General features: G+C 52.1%; 14 protein-coding genes. 5 read left to right on the top strand and 9 right to left on the bottom strand.

The window, feature by feature from the left end; translation table 11 throughout:
- Position 1: 1 nt before the first annotated feature.
- Entirely contained in the window at positions 2-2,323 is a 2,322-nt protein-coding gene (locus tag K1718_RS16885; protein WP_265681470.1) for a sensor domain-containing protein, read from the bottom strand.
- A 314-nt stretch (positions 2,324-2,637) separates the two neighbouring features.
- On the opposite strand from K1718_RS16885, the gene K1718_RS16890 reads away from it, so the two are divergent.
- A complete protein-coding gene (locus K1718_RS16890; protein ID WP_265681469.1) occupies positions 2,638-3,234 on the top strand; it encodes a DUF6653 family protein in 597 nt (198 codons plus the stop codon).
- 38 nt (positions 3,235-3,272) lie between these two features.
- On the opposite strand, the gene speB is transcribed toward K1718_RS16890, so the two are convergent.
- Complete coding sequence (speB, locus tag K1718_RS16895; protein WP_265681468.1) at positions 3,273-4,235, bottom strand: agmatinase; 963 nt, start codon at positions 4,233-4,235, stop codon at positions 3,273-3,275.
- Positions 4,236-4,625: 390 nt separating this feature from the next.
- Between speB and K1718_RS16900 the strand changes: the two genes are divergently transcribed.
- Positions 4,626-5,561 carry a hypothetical protein gene (locus K1718_RS16900; protein ID WP_265681467.1) on the top strand — a complete coding sequence of 312 codons (936 nt, stop codon included), beginning with the start codon at positions 4,626-4,628 and terminating at the stop codon, positions 5,559-5,561.
- Positions 5,562-5,713: 152 nt separating this feature from the next.
- Positions 5,714-7,018 carry a guanine deaminase gene (guaD, locus tag K1718_RS16905; RefSeq protein ID WP_265681466.1) on the top strand — a complete coding sequence of 435 codons (1,305 nt, stop codon included), beginning with the start codon at positions 5,714-5,716 and terminating at the stop codon, positions 7,016-7,018.
- Positions 7,019-7,041: 23 nt separating this feature from the next.
- On the opposite strand, the gene K1718_RS16910 is transcribed toward guaD, so the two are convergent.
- A complete protein-coding gene (locus tag K1718_RS16910) occupies positions 7,042-8,283 on the bottom strand; it encodes an MFS transporter (RefSeq protein ID WP_265681465.1) in 1,242 nt (413 codons plus the stop codon).
- 69 nt (positions 8,284-8,352) lie between these two features.
- Here K1718_RS16910 and K1718_RS16915 point away from each other — a divergent pair, with 69 nt between their 5' ends.
- Positions 8,353-8,790 carry a helix-turn-helix domain-containing protein gene (locus K1718_RS16915; protein WP_265681464.1) on the top strand — a complete coding sequence of 146 codons (438 nt, stop codon included), beginning with the start codon at positions 8,353-8,355 and terminating at the stop codon, positions 8,788-8,790.
- Between the two features lie 3 nt (positions 8,791-8,793).
- Here the strand turns inward: K1718_RS16915 and K1718_RS16920 are convergent, their stop codons facing one another.
- The 3 genes from K1718_RS16920 to rplM form a co-directional block, all read right to left on the bottom strand.
- Positions 8,794-10,248, bottom strand: coding sequence for an MATE family efflux transporter (locus tag K1718_RS16920; protein WP_285806018.1), 1,455 nt, complete (start codon positions 10,246-10,248; stop codon positions 8,794-8,796).
- 136 nt (positions 10,249-10,384) lie between these two features.
- Positions 10,385-10,861 (bottom strand): 30S ribosomal protein S9, encoded by a 477-nt coding sequence (rpsI, locus tag K1718_RS16925; RefSeq protein ID WP_152502072.1) that lies wholly within the window; start codon positions 10,859-10,861, stop codon positions 10,385-10,387.
- Between the two features lie 2 nt (positions 10,862-10,863).
- A complete protein-coding gene (gene rplM, locus K1718_RS16930) occupies positions 10,864-11,331 on the bottom strand; it encodes a 50S ribosomal protein L13 (protein ID WP_152502073.1) in 468 nt (155 codons plus the stop codon).
- A 315-nt stretch (positions 11,332-11,646) separates the two neighbouring features.
- On the opposite strand from rplM, the gene K1718_RS16935 reads away from it, so the two are divergent.
- A complete protein-coding gene (locus K1718_RS16935) occupies positions 11,647-12,858 on the top strand; it encodes a sensor domain-containing diguanylate cyclase (protein WP_265681461.1) in 1,212 nt (403 codons plus the stop codon).
- A 16-nt stretch (positions 12,859-12,874) separates the two neighbouring features.
- On the opposite strand, the gene K1718_RS16940 is transcribed toward K1718_RS16935, so the two are convergent.
- From K1718_RS16940 to bmt, 3 genes are all read right to left on the bottom strand, one after another.
- A complete protein-coding gene (locus tag K1718_RS16940; RefSeq protein WP_152502075.1) occupies positions 12,875-13,306 on the bottom strand; it encodes a PaaI family thioesterase in 432 nt (143 codons plus the stop codon).
- A gap of 174 nt (positions 13,307-13,480) precedes the next feature.
- Positions 13,481-14,755 (bottom strand): ferredoxin reductase family protein, encoded by a 1,275-nt coding sequence (locus K1718_RS16945; protein WP_265681460.1) that lies wholly within the window; start codon positions 14,753-14,755, stop codon positions 13,481-13,483.
- A 230-nt stretch (positions 14,756-14,985) separates the two neighbouring features.
- Entirely contained in the window at positions 14,986-16,014 is a 1,029-nt protein-coding gene (gene bmt, locus K1718_RS16950) for a betaine--homocysteine S-methyltransferase (RefSeq protein ID WP_152502077.1), read from the bottom strand.
- Positions 16,015-16,187: the final 173 nt, after the last annotated feature.

Genomic DNA, 16,187 nt, shown 5'->3' on the forward strand with positions numbered 1-16,187 from the left:
ATCACCCTGAGCGCGCACCGAGGGGCATTGAGGTCATCGCCAGCAGTTTGCCAAGCTTGTCTGCACTCATCGGACGACCAAAGTGGAAACCTTGAACGATTTCACACTGGCAGCTTGCAAGAAAGGCCTGCTGCTTTGCCGTTTCCACGCCTTCAGCAACCACGCAAAGCCCCAATTCCCGCCCGAGTGAAATAATGGCGCGCGCAATGCTGCGGTCGCTTTCGTCAAAGTCGAGATCCCGGATGAAACTCCGATCGATTTTGAGCCTCGTTAGCGGGAAACTTTTCAATGACGCCAGGCTGGAATAACCCGTACCAAAATCATCAATGGCCAGGTTCACCCCAATGTGCCGGAAGCCTTCCATCAATTTCACAGCCTGTTCGGCATTCTGGATCAAGAGGCTTTCGGTCAATTCGAGTTCCAGAAACTGTGCCGGCAGGCCAGCGTCGGCAAGAGCTGCCGAGACATCTGCAATAAGGCCTGTGTCCCGGAACTGCCTGGCGGATACGTTGACGCCAACTGAAATGGGCGCGAATCCCTTGTCCTGCCATTTCTTGTTCTGACGGCAAGCTTCATGCATTACCCACCGTCCAAGCGGAACAATCAGACCACTGTCCTCTGCAAGAGCGATGAACTCTGCCGGCATCAAGCGGCCCAGCGCGCTGTGCTGCCAACGAACGAGGGCTTCCGCTCCAACTATACGTCCGCTTTCCAGGTTGTATTGCGGCTGATACTCGAGGAAAAATTCACCGCTTTCAATGCCGGTGCGCATTTCTTCAAGCAGGGTCAACCGGTTCAGCGATTTTTCCGGGCGTGTCTGCTCAAATACCTTGAAACCATCCCGCCCGGACGACTTGGCTTCAAACATTGCCTTGTCTGCATTCCGCAACAACTCGGCGGCATCGGCGGCGTCTTCTGGATAGCAAGCAGCTCCGATGCTGCAGGTGATGTGAAAGGAAAGGTCACCAATACGAATTGTTTTGATAATCTCGTCACGCAAACGGCCCATGAAGCTAGCCAGTTCTCGTTTTTGCGCAGCCTCACCATCCAAAATCAGAACAAACTCGTCGCCGCCAAAGCGGATGGCTTCATGGGCGTGACCATGCAAGGACATGATACGCTCTGCGACAATCATCAACACCTGATCGCCGATCGCGTGCCCGAAGCTATCGTTCACGATCTTGAAATTATCCAGATCGACGAAGACGACTGCAACGGGACCACCTGTGTCATGGCTGGCAGTGATTTTCTGTTCAAGCTTGGCCTTGAACTCATGTCTGTTGGGCAGGCCAGTCAGAACATCATGATTTGCAAGATATCGGATACGACTTTCCGCCCTGTCCTTTTCAACGGCGATGGAAGCCAGGCGTGCAGCTTCCCGGGCCAAGTTCTGTTCGTTGTCGCTGGGCGCTCTTACCTCGTTTGAATAGAGGCCAAATGTCCCGAGCAGCTTCGTGTCCTGCCCGAAAAATGGCATGGACCAGCAGGAGCGCATATCAAACTGAGACACGACGTCGATGAAGTCTTCCCATAGCGGATCGTTCAATATGTCTTCAACAATGACGCACTCTTGTCGAAAGGCAGCTGTTCCGCATGAACCGGCTTTTGGTCCGATAGGAACACCATTAGCAGCTTCAAGATAAGCCTTTGGTAAAGAAGGTCCCGAACTGCTGAGTAAGTGTTCACCGCTCTCGTCAAGCAGCATCACTGACCCCATGACGCCTTCCATCTGGCTTTCGATCGCCAGGACGAGTGTATCCAGAACATCGCTTATAGGTGCTCCCGTCGCGATTTTCTGTAGGACCTGGTTCTGTCCTTGCTGCAAAAGTTCTGCATTCTTGCGTGCAGTAATGTCTCGACAAATACCCACGATACCGACAGACACTCCTTCCCTATCGATCACAGGAAATTTGGAAGACGAAAACCACTTTCGCTTGCCATTCGGGAGGATCAGCAGCTCTTCGAAATCGTATTTCGCCTCTTGTGACGACATGATTTCGTCTTCGGCAGAAAGGAAGGCACTGCCTATGGGTTGAGAATGAAGATCCAGATCCGTTTTGCCAATCAGATCCGAGCTGGCCTCGCAACCGATGTCGAGGGCGATCTGACGATTAGCCATGACAAAACGGCTGTGGCGATCCTTGACAAAAATATAGTCGGCCACCTGGTTCACGAGTGTGGTCAACCAGGCGCCGTTTGGTCGGAGTTCATCACTTTTGCTCAGATGGCTGATCTTGTTGAGACGGGCAAGCTCGGTCGCCAATGAGACGAGGTCATCTGCATTCGCGACATTCTCGACATGCTTGCTCTCGGGCAAGTCCATTCATCCACCCAGCCGGTTGCACCTGAACTGAAAGCGATATTCGCTGAACTGGAACTAAAAAACAATGAATACGATGCAAGACACAGATTTACCCCCGTTAAACTTGAAATTGTCTTGCTGAAACTAGGCCTGACCTAGACCCTCTCAGTTTCAAAGAGCGAAGAACTAAAATTACCCGTATTTTTTACAATAGATATCTTTTGATCACTCAACAAATGCAGGGCTCTTCCTGGCTAAATTTGAAGCGGATGTTATTTGCCTATCGCGTCGTATCCCGGTTATGATCAGCTCAGCGGGACCAGCAAGTACCTGAGATGCAGACCACACAACGTCCAAGCCTTTCAATTGCCACTGAGCACATGACGCGCGCGCCTGCGCAGCCAACGCTGCAACTGCGTGCTCATGGCGCTATGGCAAAACCGGCATCCGCAATCGTCACCTATATTAAGATTATTGCGCCAAGTGCGCTCACTGCAGCATTGTGGACGCATGTTTGGCTCGGCTCATTTGGGTCCATTATGATGGCGGTTGCGGTGATGGGGGCTTTTTTGGTCCTTTCACGTTTGTTCTTTGCAGTCGGCAAGCACAGTGGATGGGCGCGCCGGGTTGCATTTGGTGAAAGAATTTGGCTCAACCGGATGGTGGTGCCTATCCCGCAAAACCTCAACTTCAGAATTACCACCCTTTACCTTGTATTTTGGACAGGCACCCTTGTCGCAATAACAGGCGGCTTTACCGCGTCGCTGCTACTCGCGCTTTCGGGCCTTACGGTCGCCTATGCCACACAATTTGTCTGTTTCCGCAAATTGATCCATCTTCACAGCATCATGCAGGACAAAGCTGCCCTTTACCGTTTCTGGTCCATTGAAGCGGTCAACGACAACTCCAAAGCTGGACGGCAAAGCGCCTGAACCGGCTTCGGGATCCTTTATCCAGTCATGATGGATCGTCAGGTTGCTTTGGACTTCCGCTCGGCCAAAAGCCCGATATATGTCAGCGCAACACTCGCACCTGCAATTGATGTGATATCCGCGTGGTCATACGCCGGTGCAACCTCCACCACATCGCCCCCGACAAAATTCAGTGTTCCGAGTTCACGTAAGATGGACAAAGCCTCTCGTGACGAAAGCCCTCCAGATACCGGTGTTCCTGTGCCAGGAGCAAATGCCGGGTCCAGGCAGTCGATATCGAACGTCATATAGGCTGCCCCTTCCCCAACCCGGTTCTTGATCCGTTCAACGACACCCCTGATACCCAAATCATCCATCTCGTGACCGTAGATAATCTCCAGACCGCAGGTTTCGGGGGCATGCGTGCGTATGCCAATTTGAATGGAGCGGTCCGCGTCAATCAGGCCTTCGCGGACGGCACGACCTGTAAAGGTACCATGATCTATTCGGTCGCCCTCATCTGACCAGGTGTCCTGATGCGCATCGAATTGAACAAGCGCGAGCGGTCCGTGCTTTGCCACATGTGCCTTTAGAAGCGGATAGGTGACGAAGTGATCGCCCCCAATAGAAAACAGATGCGTATCGCTTGAAAGGATCGTGGATGCCTGTGCCTGGATATGCCCCGGAATATCTGCATTCTTTCCATAGTCGAAAACGCAATCGCCATAGTCTACGCAGGCAAGGTTTTCGAAGGGGTCCATTTGAAAGGGGTATTGAGGGTCCCCATCAAAAATGGCTGAGGCCCTGCGTACGCCCTGCGGGCCGAAACGTGCTCCAGGTCTGTTTGACACCGAGGCATCAAAAGGTATTCCCCAGATGGCCAAGTCGACATTCGATAAATCTCGACTGTAGCGACGCCGCATGAAAGACAATGCTCCGGCATAGGTCGGTTCATGCGAACCTCCTTTGACGCTCTTTCCCAAGAATGCGTTGTCGGTCGGGCGAGGCAAATCCGATGTCATGTCGTTATCCCTGGGGCGTCAAGCGCGCTTTTCGAGGTGAACCAGATCGTATTTCTGTCATAACCGTCTGATTGCGCATAGGATTAAATCGGTCGGTTCAGACGTCCAAATATCACAAAGAGCGATTGCCTTACGTCAAATCCCTTTAAAGCATCTCTCATATTTGGGTGGCTTCCAAGGGGCCGCTATTTCCTTTGACCAAAGCGCAAATAGACCCGACGAGGTCGCTAGCAACGCAATTCAAATGTTCTTTGCTCCGATCACGACCAAGACTGGAAATCGCCACACCCCCATCATCAACTTAAAGATGCACAATGCATCAAAACGCCTTCTTGATTGAAGTAACCGACACTTTACGTTACGTTATTTTAGTATTTTTGGAGGCGCAGGATGTCTGATACTCAGGAAACCTCGGCGCAAGCACCGGTCAAGGAAAAGAAGAAGTCCAACCAGGAAAGTAGACCCGGATCGGTAAGTCCGGTCACAATGATGACCGTCTATCTGTGCGCTGCGATTGGCGGAACCATTACGGCCATTGCCGATATCGTACAGAAAGAACAAGCGTCTGCAGTTCTGAAGATGACATCAGTTTCGGCCCGTCATCTCGATCTGGCGGTTCCCCCGCTCTACGTTTTTGCGATTGTAGTCGTCCTTGGCGTTCTCCTCTGCTTCGTCTTCCAGCCAAACAATCGGCGGGCAGGATTTGCGGTTGGAGCTGGCGTCATTGCCTCAATCATGACCGTTACACCATATCAACCGCTCAAATCGGGCTTGCCCACGGCACCTGACAGCAGTCAGGAGGACAGTCTCAACCTGCCAACGAACAAGACCATTCAACTAGCCTCGTCCGATATTGGCGGGCTCATGCTTGCAATGGATATTGTCGACCTTGCAATTGTTCCCGTGAAAAACGACCTCGCGATTCCCGTTGAAGTCAAAGTCTCCTTTTTCGATCGGAATGCGCGTCGACCCTATGAACAGGTTCAGGCTATTGCCGCCGGCCAGACGGCGGTATTCGAGTTCTCTGCCAAAGCTGCCAAGGGTCAAGTCAACGGTGAGCTGTTCATCCAAGTCGGTGGCGAGCGATCGAGCTACGTAAGTGTAAGTGGCAGTGGTCCTTACCGATCAAACACACTGCTGCTGACAAAAGCTGTCCCCTCTTTTGCGCAATCACAGATCAACAAGGACGCGCTCAATTCATATTCCACCACAACGACACGCGCCCCTCGCCCAGCCAGTGACAGCGAAGTTCGCCAGATCTATAACAAACCGACAGGTTTTTTTAACAGCCTGCAGCAAAAGTTGCTGACACCGAAAAAGTGGTGAAATTGCTCGTTGCCTGACCAAACAGGTTTTGGGGTGCCTGTGCTGATTTCAGCGATAGGCTTCAGATTTCATTGTTCCCGTCCGGGCACGCGCTTAAACTCGTGTGTTGGCGAATCCATTTCCAATCCTTATCGGGACAAGGCCCTCATTTTTTGGCTGACCAAAGTATCAAAATCCTGCGAGGCAGGCTGCTCACCTTCCAAACATGTCCGCAAGGACCTGACGATGTAAGCGCTTATTCCTATGAACCGGACGGTGCACTTCTGATTTCAGACGGAAAAATCCTCAAACGCGGCACGTATTCGGATGTCCTCACAAATGCACCGGACGGTACACAGGTTGTGAATCACCAACCACACTTGATTGTCCCGGGGTTTATCGACACGCATATACACTTCCCTCAGGCACAAGTAATCGCATCCTGGGCAGATCAGCTTCTTGACTGGCTCAACGATTACACGTTTCCCGCAGAAATTCGTTTTGCCGAAAAGGCCCATGGCAAGCGGATCGCCAGCGAGTTCTACAACGCACTTCTTTCCAACGGTACCACGACGGCCGTTGCCTATTGTTCCAGTCACCCCAACTCAGTCGACGCATATTTCGAGGAAGCCGAAGCGCGTGGAATGCTCATGCTCGGTGGCAAGACGATGATGGATCGAAATGCGCCACCCGAACTTTGTGATACGGCGCAAAGCTCATACGACGATAGCAAGGCACTTCTTTCAAAGTGGCATGGACGCGGCAGGTCTCACTACGTCATCACGCCTCGATTTGCGATCACTTCGACACCGGAACAATTGGAAGCTGCAGGAACACTTTTGAAAGAACACCCTGCATGCCATTTGCAAACGCATATCAACGAGAACCACAATGAAATTGCCTATACGCAGGAGCTCTATCCTGATGCTGCTCATTATCTGGGCGTCTATGAGAGCTTTGGCCTTCTCGGTTCCAAGACACTCCTGGGTCACTGCATCCACATGACTGGCCACGAACTCCAGGTGATGAGGGAAACCAGATCAATTGCGGTCTTTTGCCCAACTTCAAACCTTTTCCTGGGAAGTGGCCTCTTCGACAAATCAGGGATGGAAAGCGCTGGCATCAGGACTGCAATCGCAACCGATGTCGGCGGCGGGACAAATTATTCAATGCTTCGAACCCTTGATGAAGGCTACAAGGTTTTGCAGCTTCAACGCCAACGCATGCATCCGCTTACCAGTTTCTATTGGATGACACTAGGAAATGCCGAAGCCCTCTCCCTATCCGACAGGATCGGAACACTGGAACCGGGAACTGATGCAGACGTCGTGGTGTTGAATGCCAATGCGACCCCGCCAATGGCTTTGCGCATGGAAACTGTCGAAACACTTTCTGAAGAGCTCTTTGTGCTGCAGACCTTGGGCGATGACCGCTCCGTTGTTGAGACCTACGTCTCCGGTTCACCTTCGAAGATGTAACGTCAGCTGGTCCGGCTTCTGTCCTAAAGCCTGTCTGGTTGGGCTTGAACTGTTTTGCGAAGTGCGATTGCCTGAAACACAAGGATGCAAAGTGCTGTGAAGGCAAAAACACTGAGCACTATCGACGACATCCCAAAAACCGGACCAAACCCAACTGCTTGCAGCAACGGCGTCAGCAACAGGGGCGATATCACTTGGCCCATGAACATTGCAGTTGTCACCATTCCCGAAACCCTGCCACGCTTGCTCTGTGGTGCCACACTTAACGCAACCAGAAAGAGCGCTGGTTGGACCAGAGCGTAACCTGCGCCAATCTGCACAGCCCCGCCAAGAACCGTTGGCCAACTTGCATCCACCGAGAGTGTCGCAAATCCAGTGCCCATCAACGCAAACCCCAGGGCAAATGTTGCACGCAACCCTAGGAAACCACTTATGCGCTTGAACACCATGGCCATGCAGCCGCCAGTGAGCGTCAATGCCCCCAATCCAATCGCAGTACCCGACGCGCCATCCATTCCGTTCTCCGACAAAAAGAAAGGAAGCTGACTTGGCATCAAGAAGAAGAGCATCACAGTTGCCGTTGTGAGCAACGACAAGGCTGATGCACGCAAAAACCAGTTTCCATCAGATGCTGCATTCTGACCTTCGGGCGCTGGTTCCCGATTGGCCGCATATTCTCTCTCTCGGCGCAACAGGGGCAACAAAAGCGGCAACAGCAAAAACGGCAATGCGTAGATCAAGAATGGCAAACGAGGCGAATACCCCGCAAGGAAACCAGCGAAGCCAATGTACAAGAACCCGCTGAAGTTAATGGCGGCTGTTTGCAACCCCATGAAAGCACTGCGGCGATTGCCTTCAAAGAGGTCACCGACCAAGGCAACTTGAGCTGTCATGGTCAAGGCAACGGCAATACCAAGAACTAAGCGGCTAACCAGAACGGAGAACAGGTCAGGCAGATAAGCGCCTGCACTGCCGCTCAACGCAAACAGTACGACGCCTGAAACCAGAAGGGGTGCGCGGCCAAATCGGTCTGCGAACATCCCGGCAATCGGTGCCACAAGAACCACTGTAAGCGAAGGTGCAGCCACTAGAAAACGCGTGAGATATGCAGCCTGTACGTTGTCGGAAAAGGCTTTCTCAAGTTCTGGCAGAGCTGGACTGATGGTGGCGTTTGCCATGATTTTGAGTGTCGCAACCAAAAGCAAAGCGATGGTTGTTTTCTGCAACCAGATTGGCGGGCGCGAGGAATTCTCATTGCGGGGCACGGCTGTTGTCCTTGAACATCTATCGGAATCGCGCAACCCTACAAGTTCAAGTCGACTTGAGGTCAAGAGATGAAATTATTGGATATTTCAGAATTATCGAAATCAACCGGCATCGCTGCTTCGGCCCTGCGCCATTATGAGGAGAAAGGCCTGATTACCTCCATCGGGCGCCGAGGTATGAAGCGTCTCTTCGCACCGGATATCATTGATCAACTTGCACTCATCAACCTTGGCAAAGCTGGTGGGTTTTCGCTCGACGAGATAAAGACAATGTTTGGCCCGGATGGGCGCCCTGCTCTGTCCAGGCAAAAACTTCACGCGCGTGTGGATGAACTGAACAGGCAAATCGAGAGGCTGAACGCATTGCGTGATATGATCCGTCACGTCGCCGAGTGCCCGGCACCCAGCCATATGGAATGTCCAAAGTTTCAAAAACTGATCAAAATCAGTAGCAAAAGGTCACTTGGGAACTCACCAAAGGCACCGGCCTGGTCGCGCTCAAAGTGATGCTCACCTTCGAGAAAAGAACAACACCACTTGCCTTGCTTGACGCTGAAAAAGGCCAGGACCGCTGGCTTCCTCGTGTCGAATTTCCACGTTGCGGATCACATGGCGCACCAGCAGCAAAGAGGCGATCCCGAAGACGACCCCACCAGCGGCCTGACCGATTAACACGCCAGGTGCTCCGAAAAGAGCTCCACCGATCCAAACGAATGGGATCGTACCAAGCGTGTGCCTGCCCCAGTTCATCCAGGTGGAATAAAAAGGTCTGCCCAGGTTGTTGAAGAACGCATTGGACACAAAGAGTGCGCCATTGAAAAAGAATGCAAGCGCGAGCGGACCACAAAACAAGTAAATCAATGTCAGTGCCAAACCGCTAGCATCGAACAAATGGACGATCGGACCGCGCAGAAAATAGAGTGCAAGTGCAGCCGTCCCGACAACGATCGCGGTAAACAACAGCGATTCACGAAGAACGCTACGAACCCGGTCATACTTTGCAGCACCGTAGTTCTGACCCACAATCGGTCCGATTGCACCGGACAAGGCAAATATTGTCGCAAAGGCAAGTGGTGACATACGCGCCACAACGGCCATGCCAGCAACCGCCTCCTCCCCGTATTCGGCCATGGATCTGGTTACCCAGGCCTGTCCAACAGGTGTCGCAAGTTGAGTGAGGATCGCGGGAAACGCGATTGCTGAAATGGGTGGAAGGTCGATCAGCAGTTTTTTCGCCCTTGGCAGGCTCAATCCACCATGGTGGCGAATGAGAGGAGCCAGTGCGAAGAAGGCGATAGCGACCCGAGACGCTGCACTTGCAAGTGCAGCACCGGTCAATTCCAGATCCAGCCCGAAAATCAGGATGGGATCGAGGATCGCATTTACCAGACCACCCGCAATCGTCGACATCATTGCTCTTTTGGCATCGCCATGGGCACGCAAGATCGCCCCACCTGCCATGCCAAGAAGGAGTAAGGGCAAGGTGGGCACTATGATCGCCAGGTAGTGAACGGCAAGCTCGTGGGTTTGTTCTCGAGCGCCCATGAGAGACACGAGTTCATCCAACGAAAACCAGACGGCGACAGCAAATACGCTACAAAAAATTACGCCAACCGTCAGAGCGTTGGCTGCCTGTTGACGCGCCAACTCTTTGTCTCCGGCGCCCAGTGCTCTGGCGACAAGTGCACCTGCTGCAATGGCAACGCCGATGTTGAACGACGTGGTGAAAAAAAGAATAGCCCCGGCATACCCGACAGCTGCCGCCAATTCGGCTTTGCCAAGCATTGAGATGAAGATCATGTCGACGAAATCGACCGCAAATATCGCCATCAGGCCGACAGAAGAGGTCAAAGACATCACTGTGATGTGACGGAACAAGTTTCCGGTGAGAAATTTTGCCTGGTTCATGACGCCTTGGGACGGTTCGGTCGAAAACCCCAGTGGATGTCGGATGTCATTTGCCACACACAAGAACGATCCGGACAGCCCATTAAACAGGAAAAGACATGAGGGCCTAAGCCCAAACTTTTGGAAACAAAAAAGCCTGCCGGAACAAGCCGGCAGGCTTTGAAGGTCTTTGGCGTAACAGTCCTTTGAGCGATTAACGCTTGGAGAACTGGAACGAACGGCGTGCTTTGCGCTTGCCGAACTTCTTACGTTCAACAACGCGGCTGTCACGTGTGAGGAAGCCGTTTTTCTTCAAAATACCGCGAAGCTCAGGCTCGTAGTGTGTCAGGGCCTTGGAGAGACCGTGACGCACAGCACCTGCCTGACCGGAAAGTCCACCGCCGGTGACAGTCGCAATGACGTCATACTGACCGGCACGATCCGTCAACATGATCGGCTGTTGCAGGATCATCTGGAGGACAGGACGAGCAAAATACTCAGTGTAGTCCTTCTTGTTGATCACGATCTTGCCAGTGCCCGGCTTGATCCATACGCGCGCAATAGCGTCTTTACGTTTGCCAGTCGCATATGCGCGACCTTGTGCGTCCAACTTCTGAACGTGGACCGGTGCTTCAGGGGCTGCGGTTTCGACCGCGCCGCCCAATTCTTCCAAGGATTGCAGCTCAGCCATCGTTAAGCCCTCTTGCCGTCATTCTTTGCATTAAGGCCCTTAACGTCGACGAGTTCCGGCGACTGAGCTTCGTGCGGGTGGTTCGGACCAGCATAAACCTTGAGGTTCTTCAGCTGCTTGTTGGACAGAGGACCGCCTGGCATCATGCGCTGGACAGCTTTTTCCAGAATACGCTCAGGAAAACGGCCTTCCAGGATCGCACGAGCTGTGCGTTCCTTGATGCCACCCGGGTGGCCGGTGTGCCAGTAGTACTTCTTGTTGTCGTACTTACGGCCGGTGAGCACCACCTTGTCAGCATTGATGACGATAACATTGTCACCCGTGTCAATGTGAGGCGTATAGGTCGGCAGATGCTTGCCGCGCAGGTGATTGGCGATGTAGGCAGCCAAACGGCCGACGACCATGCCTTCTGCGTCAATCAAGATCCACTTTTTCTCGACCTCAGCCGGCTTGGCAGAGTAGGTCTTCATGGGTTTGATCCATAATTGGTCGGTTAAAGAAAAGGCCCGCGCGACTTCATAATAAAGTCTGCGAACGGACCTTGAATTCGTTCGAGTGCGCTTATACGCCGACACACAAGTGACGTCAATTACAAATATTTCGTCTTTGACTATTTTTTCTGTTATTTTTCAACTACTTAAAAAAACGGTATTATAATACCACACATTTTGAAGTGCGAGCCTTCGGCGCTTCTAACCGCAGTTGTTCCGTGAAGGCTTAGCGATTTTACGCGCGCTTAAGCGATGATCGATAGGATGTTTCCGCAAATTACCGGAGGCAACAGAATGGGTTTGGCCAGCCTAATCAATGAAAACCGTAAGCCGATCCTATTCGCATTGGCGGGAACGATTGCCGTCGTTGTGCTTGTTGCTGCAGCGCTTGACGAACTTATTGACTGGCAGGTCCAGGTTGCCATTCGCAAAAACGCTGAAGTACGTGCACTTAACTGGTCGGAAAACTTCTTTGCAACAACACCGAGTTCACGCCGGATGGTGGAGAAAGGCATTGCGACCCCTTCCGAACTGGATCGGCTGGAAAGTTCATTTGCCCTGGTTGATGTTATCCGTTTCGAGATGTTCAACCGTGAGGGTGTGCGAACGCTTTTGTCCGACACCGGGGTTCTTGACCCCTCCAGCGGTGTAAATACCACCGCGCTCCGGGTTTATGAAACGGGGCTGCCGCTCGTATTCATTCATGAAAAAGAGGACTACGAAACACAAGCGACACAGTTTGAAACCTATGTTGAGGTTTACCTGCCCGCAATTCTACCCTCTGGTGAAACGATAGGCGCGATTGAGGTCTATGTCGACGTAACGAGATTCGAAGATGAGCTGGAGGAAGTTTTTCAGCAAATCAGCGGATATCTCATTCTGGGTACGCTGCTAATCGGCCTTTTCCCTGCGGTTGCCTATGTTCGAACAACACGCCAAATCATGCGAAAGGACAAACAGCTGCTTGAATTGACCCGTTACGACAAGCTAACGGGCATTTACAACAGGGATACTGTGTCGACGTATCTGACGCAGTTTTTCGCATCGCCGGAGGCAGGAGGAAATCTCGGAATATTTTTTGTCGACGTCGACCATTTCAAACAAGTAAACGATCAGTATGGACATGCAGCAGGAGACAAACTTCTGCAACACATAGCGACCGTTCTAAAGGGCTGCATTAATACTGAGACCGACTTGATAGGGCGCTATGGGGGCGATGAATTTGTAATTCTGATGCCAGAAATTTCCAGGGACATGTTCCGTGAAAGGTGTTCGCTCATTATGAAAGCGTCGCAAACGCCCTGCAGACACAAGGACATCAACTTCATCCCGAGCCTGAGCGTCGGAGCATATCTCACCGAAACCCGGGACACGGAGAAGTCGGCTCTGCACAAGGCCGACCTCGCTGTTTACGCTGCCAAACGCTCGGGCAGAAGTCAGTTGGTCGAATACACGCCTACACTGGAAGGTCTTTTTGACCAGGAAGTTTCAAGGCAGTCCGCGTAATTTTTTCGCCTGCGAATTATCGCGGTGGAATAGAGTAGGTCGCCGTTGCATGTGCAACTGGCACCTCTTCGCCCTCACCAGCGATTGTGCACTCCACAACAGCCAACCTTTTGCCAAGCTTCAGGAGACGACACGTGCCTAAAAGATCTCCCTGGTCCGGTTTGCGCAGAAAATTGATATTGAGATTTGTTGTCACCGCGAGAGCCTCGGGGCCAATATGTGCAAGAATGACTACATAAGCTGCCAAGTCAGCCAGTGCCATCATTGCCGGGCCGGATACAGTTCCTCCCGGCCTTAAGTGCATTTCATTTGCGCTCAACCGCACAACCGCCGTGCCCGATGAAACGCCGTCTATCGAGTACACCCGGCCACCTGCATGTATTTGAGGAAACTCCTTGTCCAGCAAAGCCATTATGTCCAAAGCTGTCATGACTGGTTTCATCGGCATCTCATATCGCGTTCAAAAAACGTAAAAAATTCATCGCCAATTACGTAAACGTCAATTCCTTCAAATTGCAAGTGGCGATTTGGCTATAGGTACTGCCAGATATTCTAGTGTTTCGTTGTCAACAATCGCGACATGGTCAGACGAGCTGGTAGCGAAACGAATTGAAAGGTTTGATTATTCTGTCGGGCTTGCCGTTATGACCTTGCGCTTTTCAATCTCTTGAGTTCCTCGGTTCCAGAGCCAAAGCGCTAATCGGTTCAAGCCGACACCCGACCTCATCTGAAATTCTTCGAAGTGAAATCTGCCGTGAGGCAGTCCTTCCAAAACCAGCTCTTTCTTCAAGCTTTTGCGCATTTCAACGGGCCCGCAGAAGAAAACGTGCGCTTCCAAAAGCCGTCCACCGAGATCGTCAACAATACGATCCACAGTCAGGCGAGATCCTTGGTTTGAGTTGATTACAGAGAGTTCCAAGTTTTCAGTCTTCTTCGCAATTTGCTCCAACTCTTGCGCGTAGGGAATTTCGCCTCGTTCACGCACACAGTAGTAGAGTTTCACGGGACCGCTCTCTCGTGATTTCAGGCTTTCGGCGAATGCAAGAAAGGGTGTGACACCAATGCCCGCTCCGATCCAAACTTGGGGGTCCGCCCCTTTTGGAAAGGTAAAACGGCCGTAAGGACCCAAAACCTTGGCAGACGTTCCAACTTTTAGTTCTGCACGAAGGCGCCGCGTGTAGCCCCCAAGTTCCTTGATTGAAAACCGCAATGCTCGATCTTGGGTCGGAGCGGCACTCAATGTGAAGGGATGCTCTTCGGAAAGACCGGCTGCGTTCAATGAAAGAAACACAAACTGGCCGGACTCATGCTTCAGTCCTTGTCCTTGTGGGTGAAGGACAACTTCTGTCAAACCCGTGAGGTGCTTGATGGATGCGACTTGATAAAGATGGCCACGCGGTGACAAAGGGCGGAGAAGCGCCAACCAGACGTAACTAAAGATGCCGAGCAAGCAAAAACTGGAAACATAGAGACCAAGTGGCTCCAGATTTGAAAAAGGCTTTTCAATAAAGAAAAAATGAAATGTCCCGAGAATGAAGAAAATCCCGATCAGTCTGTGGCTCCATTTCCAAAGATGATAAGGAATGAAGGTGATCACCGAAGCAATCGTCAAAATGAGCAAGCCATAGAGTCCGACCTCTCCGATATCTTCGGCAATCCCTGACAAAGGCCCTCCCCGCAGACCATTGATTTCTGCGTCGATGATATCGTGCAGGCCGAGGCACACCATCGCTGTGATGCCCAACCACTTGTGCAGCACATAAATTCTATCAAGCGGTCCGAAAACGAATTCCAGCCCAGGCAACCGGGTGGCAATGAACTGGTTTGTTCCAAACAAAATGAGAGCAACGGATCCGATGTATTGACTAAAAATCGCGATCGGATCGCTTGATGACATCAAGGGCCAATACCAAAGAAGTGGTACCGTCGATGCGACAAATAAGAAGATGAAGCCAATCAAGCGCACACTAAGAATTCCATTTGTGTTCGCGGCGACGAGGCGGTCGACCGTGCTTGATTTCGTTAGAGTTTCCCGCGGAGGAACGCAATGGGACAGGAAGACAAGTCGACAAAAAGGGCGCTCATTGAGCGCCCTTTAGAACCAAAGTTTATGAAGTCAGTCGCGTATCAGCTGCGGCGGCGCCCTCTACGGCGACCGACACCAGCAGCTTCACTTTCTGCCCGTGCTGCATCTGCTTTCTTGTTCGGCGGGGAAACCAGTGGACCGATCTCGGAAATCATCGTTTCAAGCGTCGGTCGTGGCCCGGGTTTATGATCGTCCAAAGCTCTTCTCATGGCGGCGAGATGACTTGGAGACGTTCCGCAACAACCACCAATAATTCGCGCTCCGACATCCATTGCCATATGGGCATATTTCGCCATCAGTTCGGGTGTACCCGTGTAGACGACTTCGTCACCTTGGATCTGCGGGATACCGCAATTGGCTTTGGCGACAACAATCGCGTCAGGATACGCATCTGTAATTTCCAAGATGGCCGCCAAAAGGTCCGACGCTCCGACACCACAGTTGGAACCAATCGCGGCCGGTGTACACGCAAATTGATTTTGCAATTCACCAAGGTTTGCAGGAGCAAGACCCATCATAGTCTTGCCAGCTGTGTCAAAACTTGCCGTTATCACAAGCGGCAGATCGAATTCACTTGCAGCCTCAGCAACCGCTTTCATCTCCTCGACGGCTGACATTGTTTCGGCCCAGAGAATATCTGCGCCCCCGTCCCTCAGACCTTCGATCTGTTCCCTGAATGCCTCAACCCCTTCCTGGTAGCTCAGAGCGCCGAGCGGTTGAAACAGTTCTCCAGTGGGACCAATGGAACCCGCGATGAGAATTTCGCGATCGGTCTCTTCGCAAACTTCACGTGCCAACTGCACACCAAGGCTATTGAGTTCGTTCACCCGCTCCTCAGCCGCATGCAGTTTGAGACGATGGCGGTTGCATCCAAATGTGTTCGTCAGAATGATATCAGCGCCAGCTTGAACGAAGGACCTGTGCAGGGCCTTGATTTTTTCCGGCTCGTCCGTGTTCCAGAGTTCTGGCGCATCACCTGAGACGAGCCCCATGTCAAACAGATTGGTACCGAAAGCGCCGTCCGCAAGAAGGGCACCGCGTCGGGACAAAAGGCTTTCCAGCTTGGACATTCAGCTGTCTTTCTTTTCAGTTTTTTTCGGAACGGCCCGCAGGCTCTCAGGCAACAAAGGCAGGCCTTGCGTTGTGCTCGCTGTTTTCCCTTTTGAACCAAGAATGTCAATGGACAAACTGGTGAAAGCCCAGCAACAAAGCTACATGACGCATTTACGGTATTGTGCGACGC

The sequence above is a fragment of the Roseibium porphyridii genome, assembly GCF_026191725.2.
GTDB lineage: Bacteria > Pseudomonadota > Alphaproteobacteria > Rhizobiales > Stappiaceae > Roseibium > Roseibium porphyridii.

Coding starts and splice junctions, on each gene's coding strand:
- K1718_RS16885 (WP_265681470.1), bottom strand. CDS start 2,323: ATGGACTTGCCCGAGAGCAAGCATGTCGAGAATGTCGCGAATGCAGAT.
- K1718_RS16890 (WP_265681469.1), top strand. CDS start 2,638: ATGCAGACCACACAACGTCCAAGCCTTTCAATTGCCACTGAGCACATG.
- speB (WP_265681468.1), bottom strand. CDS start 4,235: ATGACATCGGATTTGCCTCGCCCGACCGACAACGCATTCTTGGGAAAG.
- K1718_RS16900 (WP_265681467.1), top strand. CDS start 4,626: ATGTCTGATACTCAGGAAACCTCGGCGCAAGCACCGGTCAAGGAAAAG.
- K1718_RS16915 (WP_265681464.1), top strand. CDS start 8,353: ATGAAATTATTGGATATTTCAGAATTATCGAAATCAACCGGCATCGCT.
- rpsI (WP_152502072.1), bottom strand. CDS start 10,861: ATGGCTGAGCTGCAATCCTTGGAAGAATTGGGCGGCGCGGTCGAAACC.
- rplM (WP_152502073.1), bottom strand. CDS start 11,331: ATGAAGACCTACTCTGCCAAGCCGGCTGAGGTCGAGAAAAAGTGGATC.
- K1718_RS16935 (WP_265681461.1), top strand. CDS start 11,647: ATGGGTTTGGCCAGCCTAATCAATGAAAACCGTAAGCCGATCCTATTC.
- K1718_RS16940 (WP_152502075.1), bottom strand. CDS start 13,306: ATGCCGATGAAACCAGTCATGACAGCTTTGGACATAATGGCTTTGCTG.
- K1718_RS16945 (WP_265681460.1), bottom strand. CDS start 14,755: ATGTCATCAAGCGATCCGATCGCGATTTTTAGTCAATACATCGGATCC.
- bmt (WP_152502077.1), bottom strand. CDS start 16,014: ATGTCCAAGCTGGAAAGCCTTTTGTCCCGACGCGGTGCCCTTCTTGCG.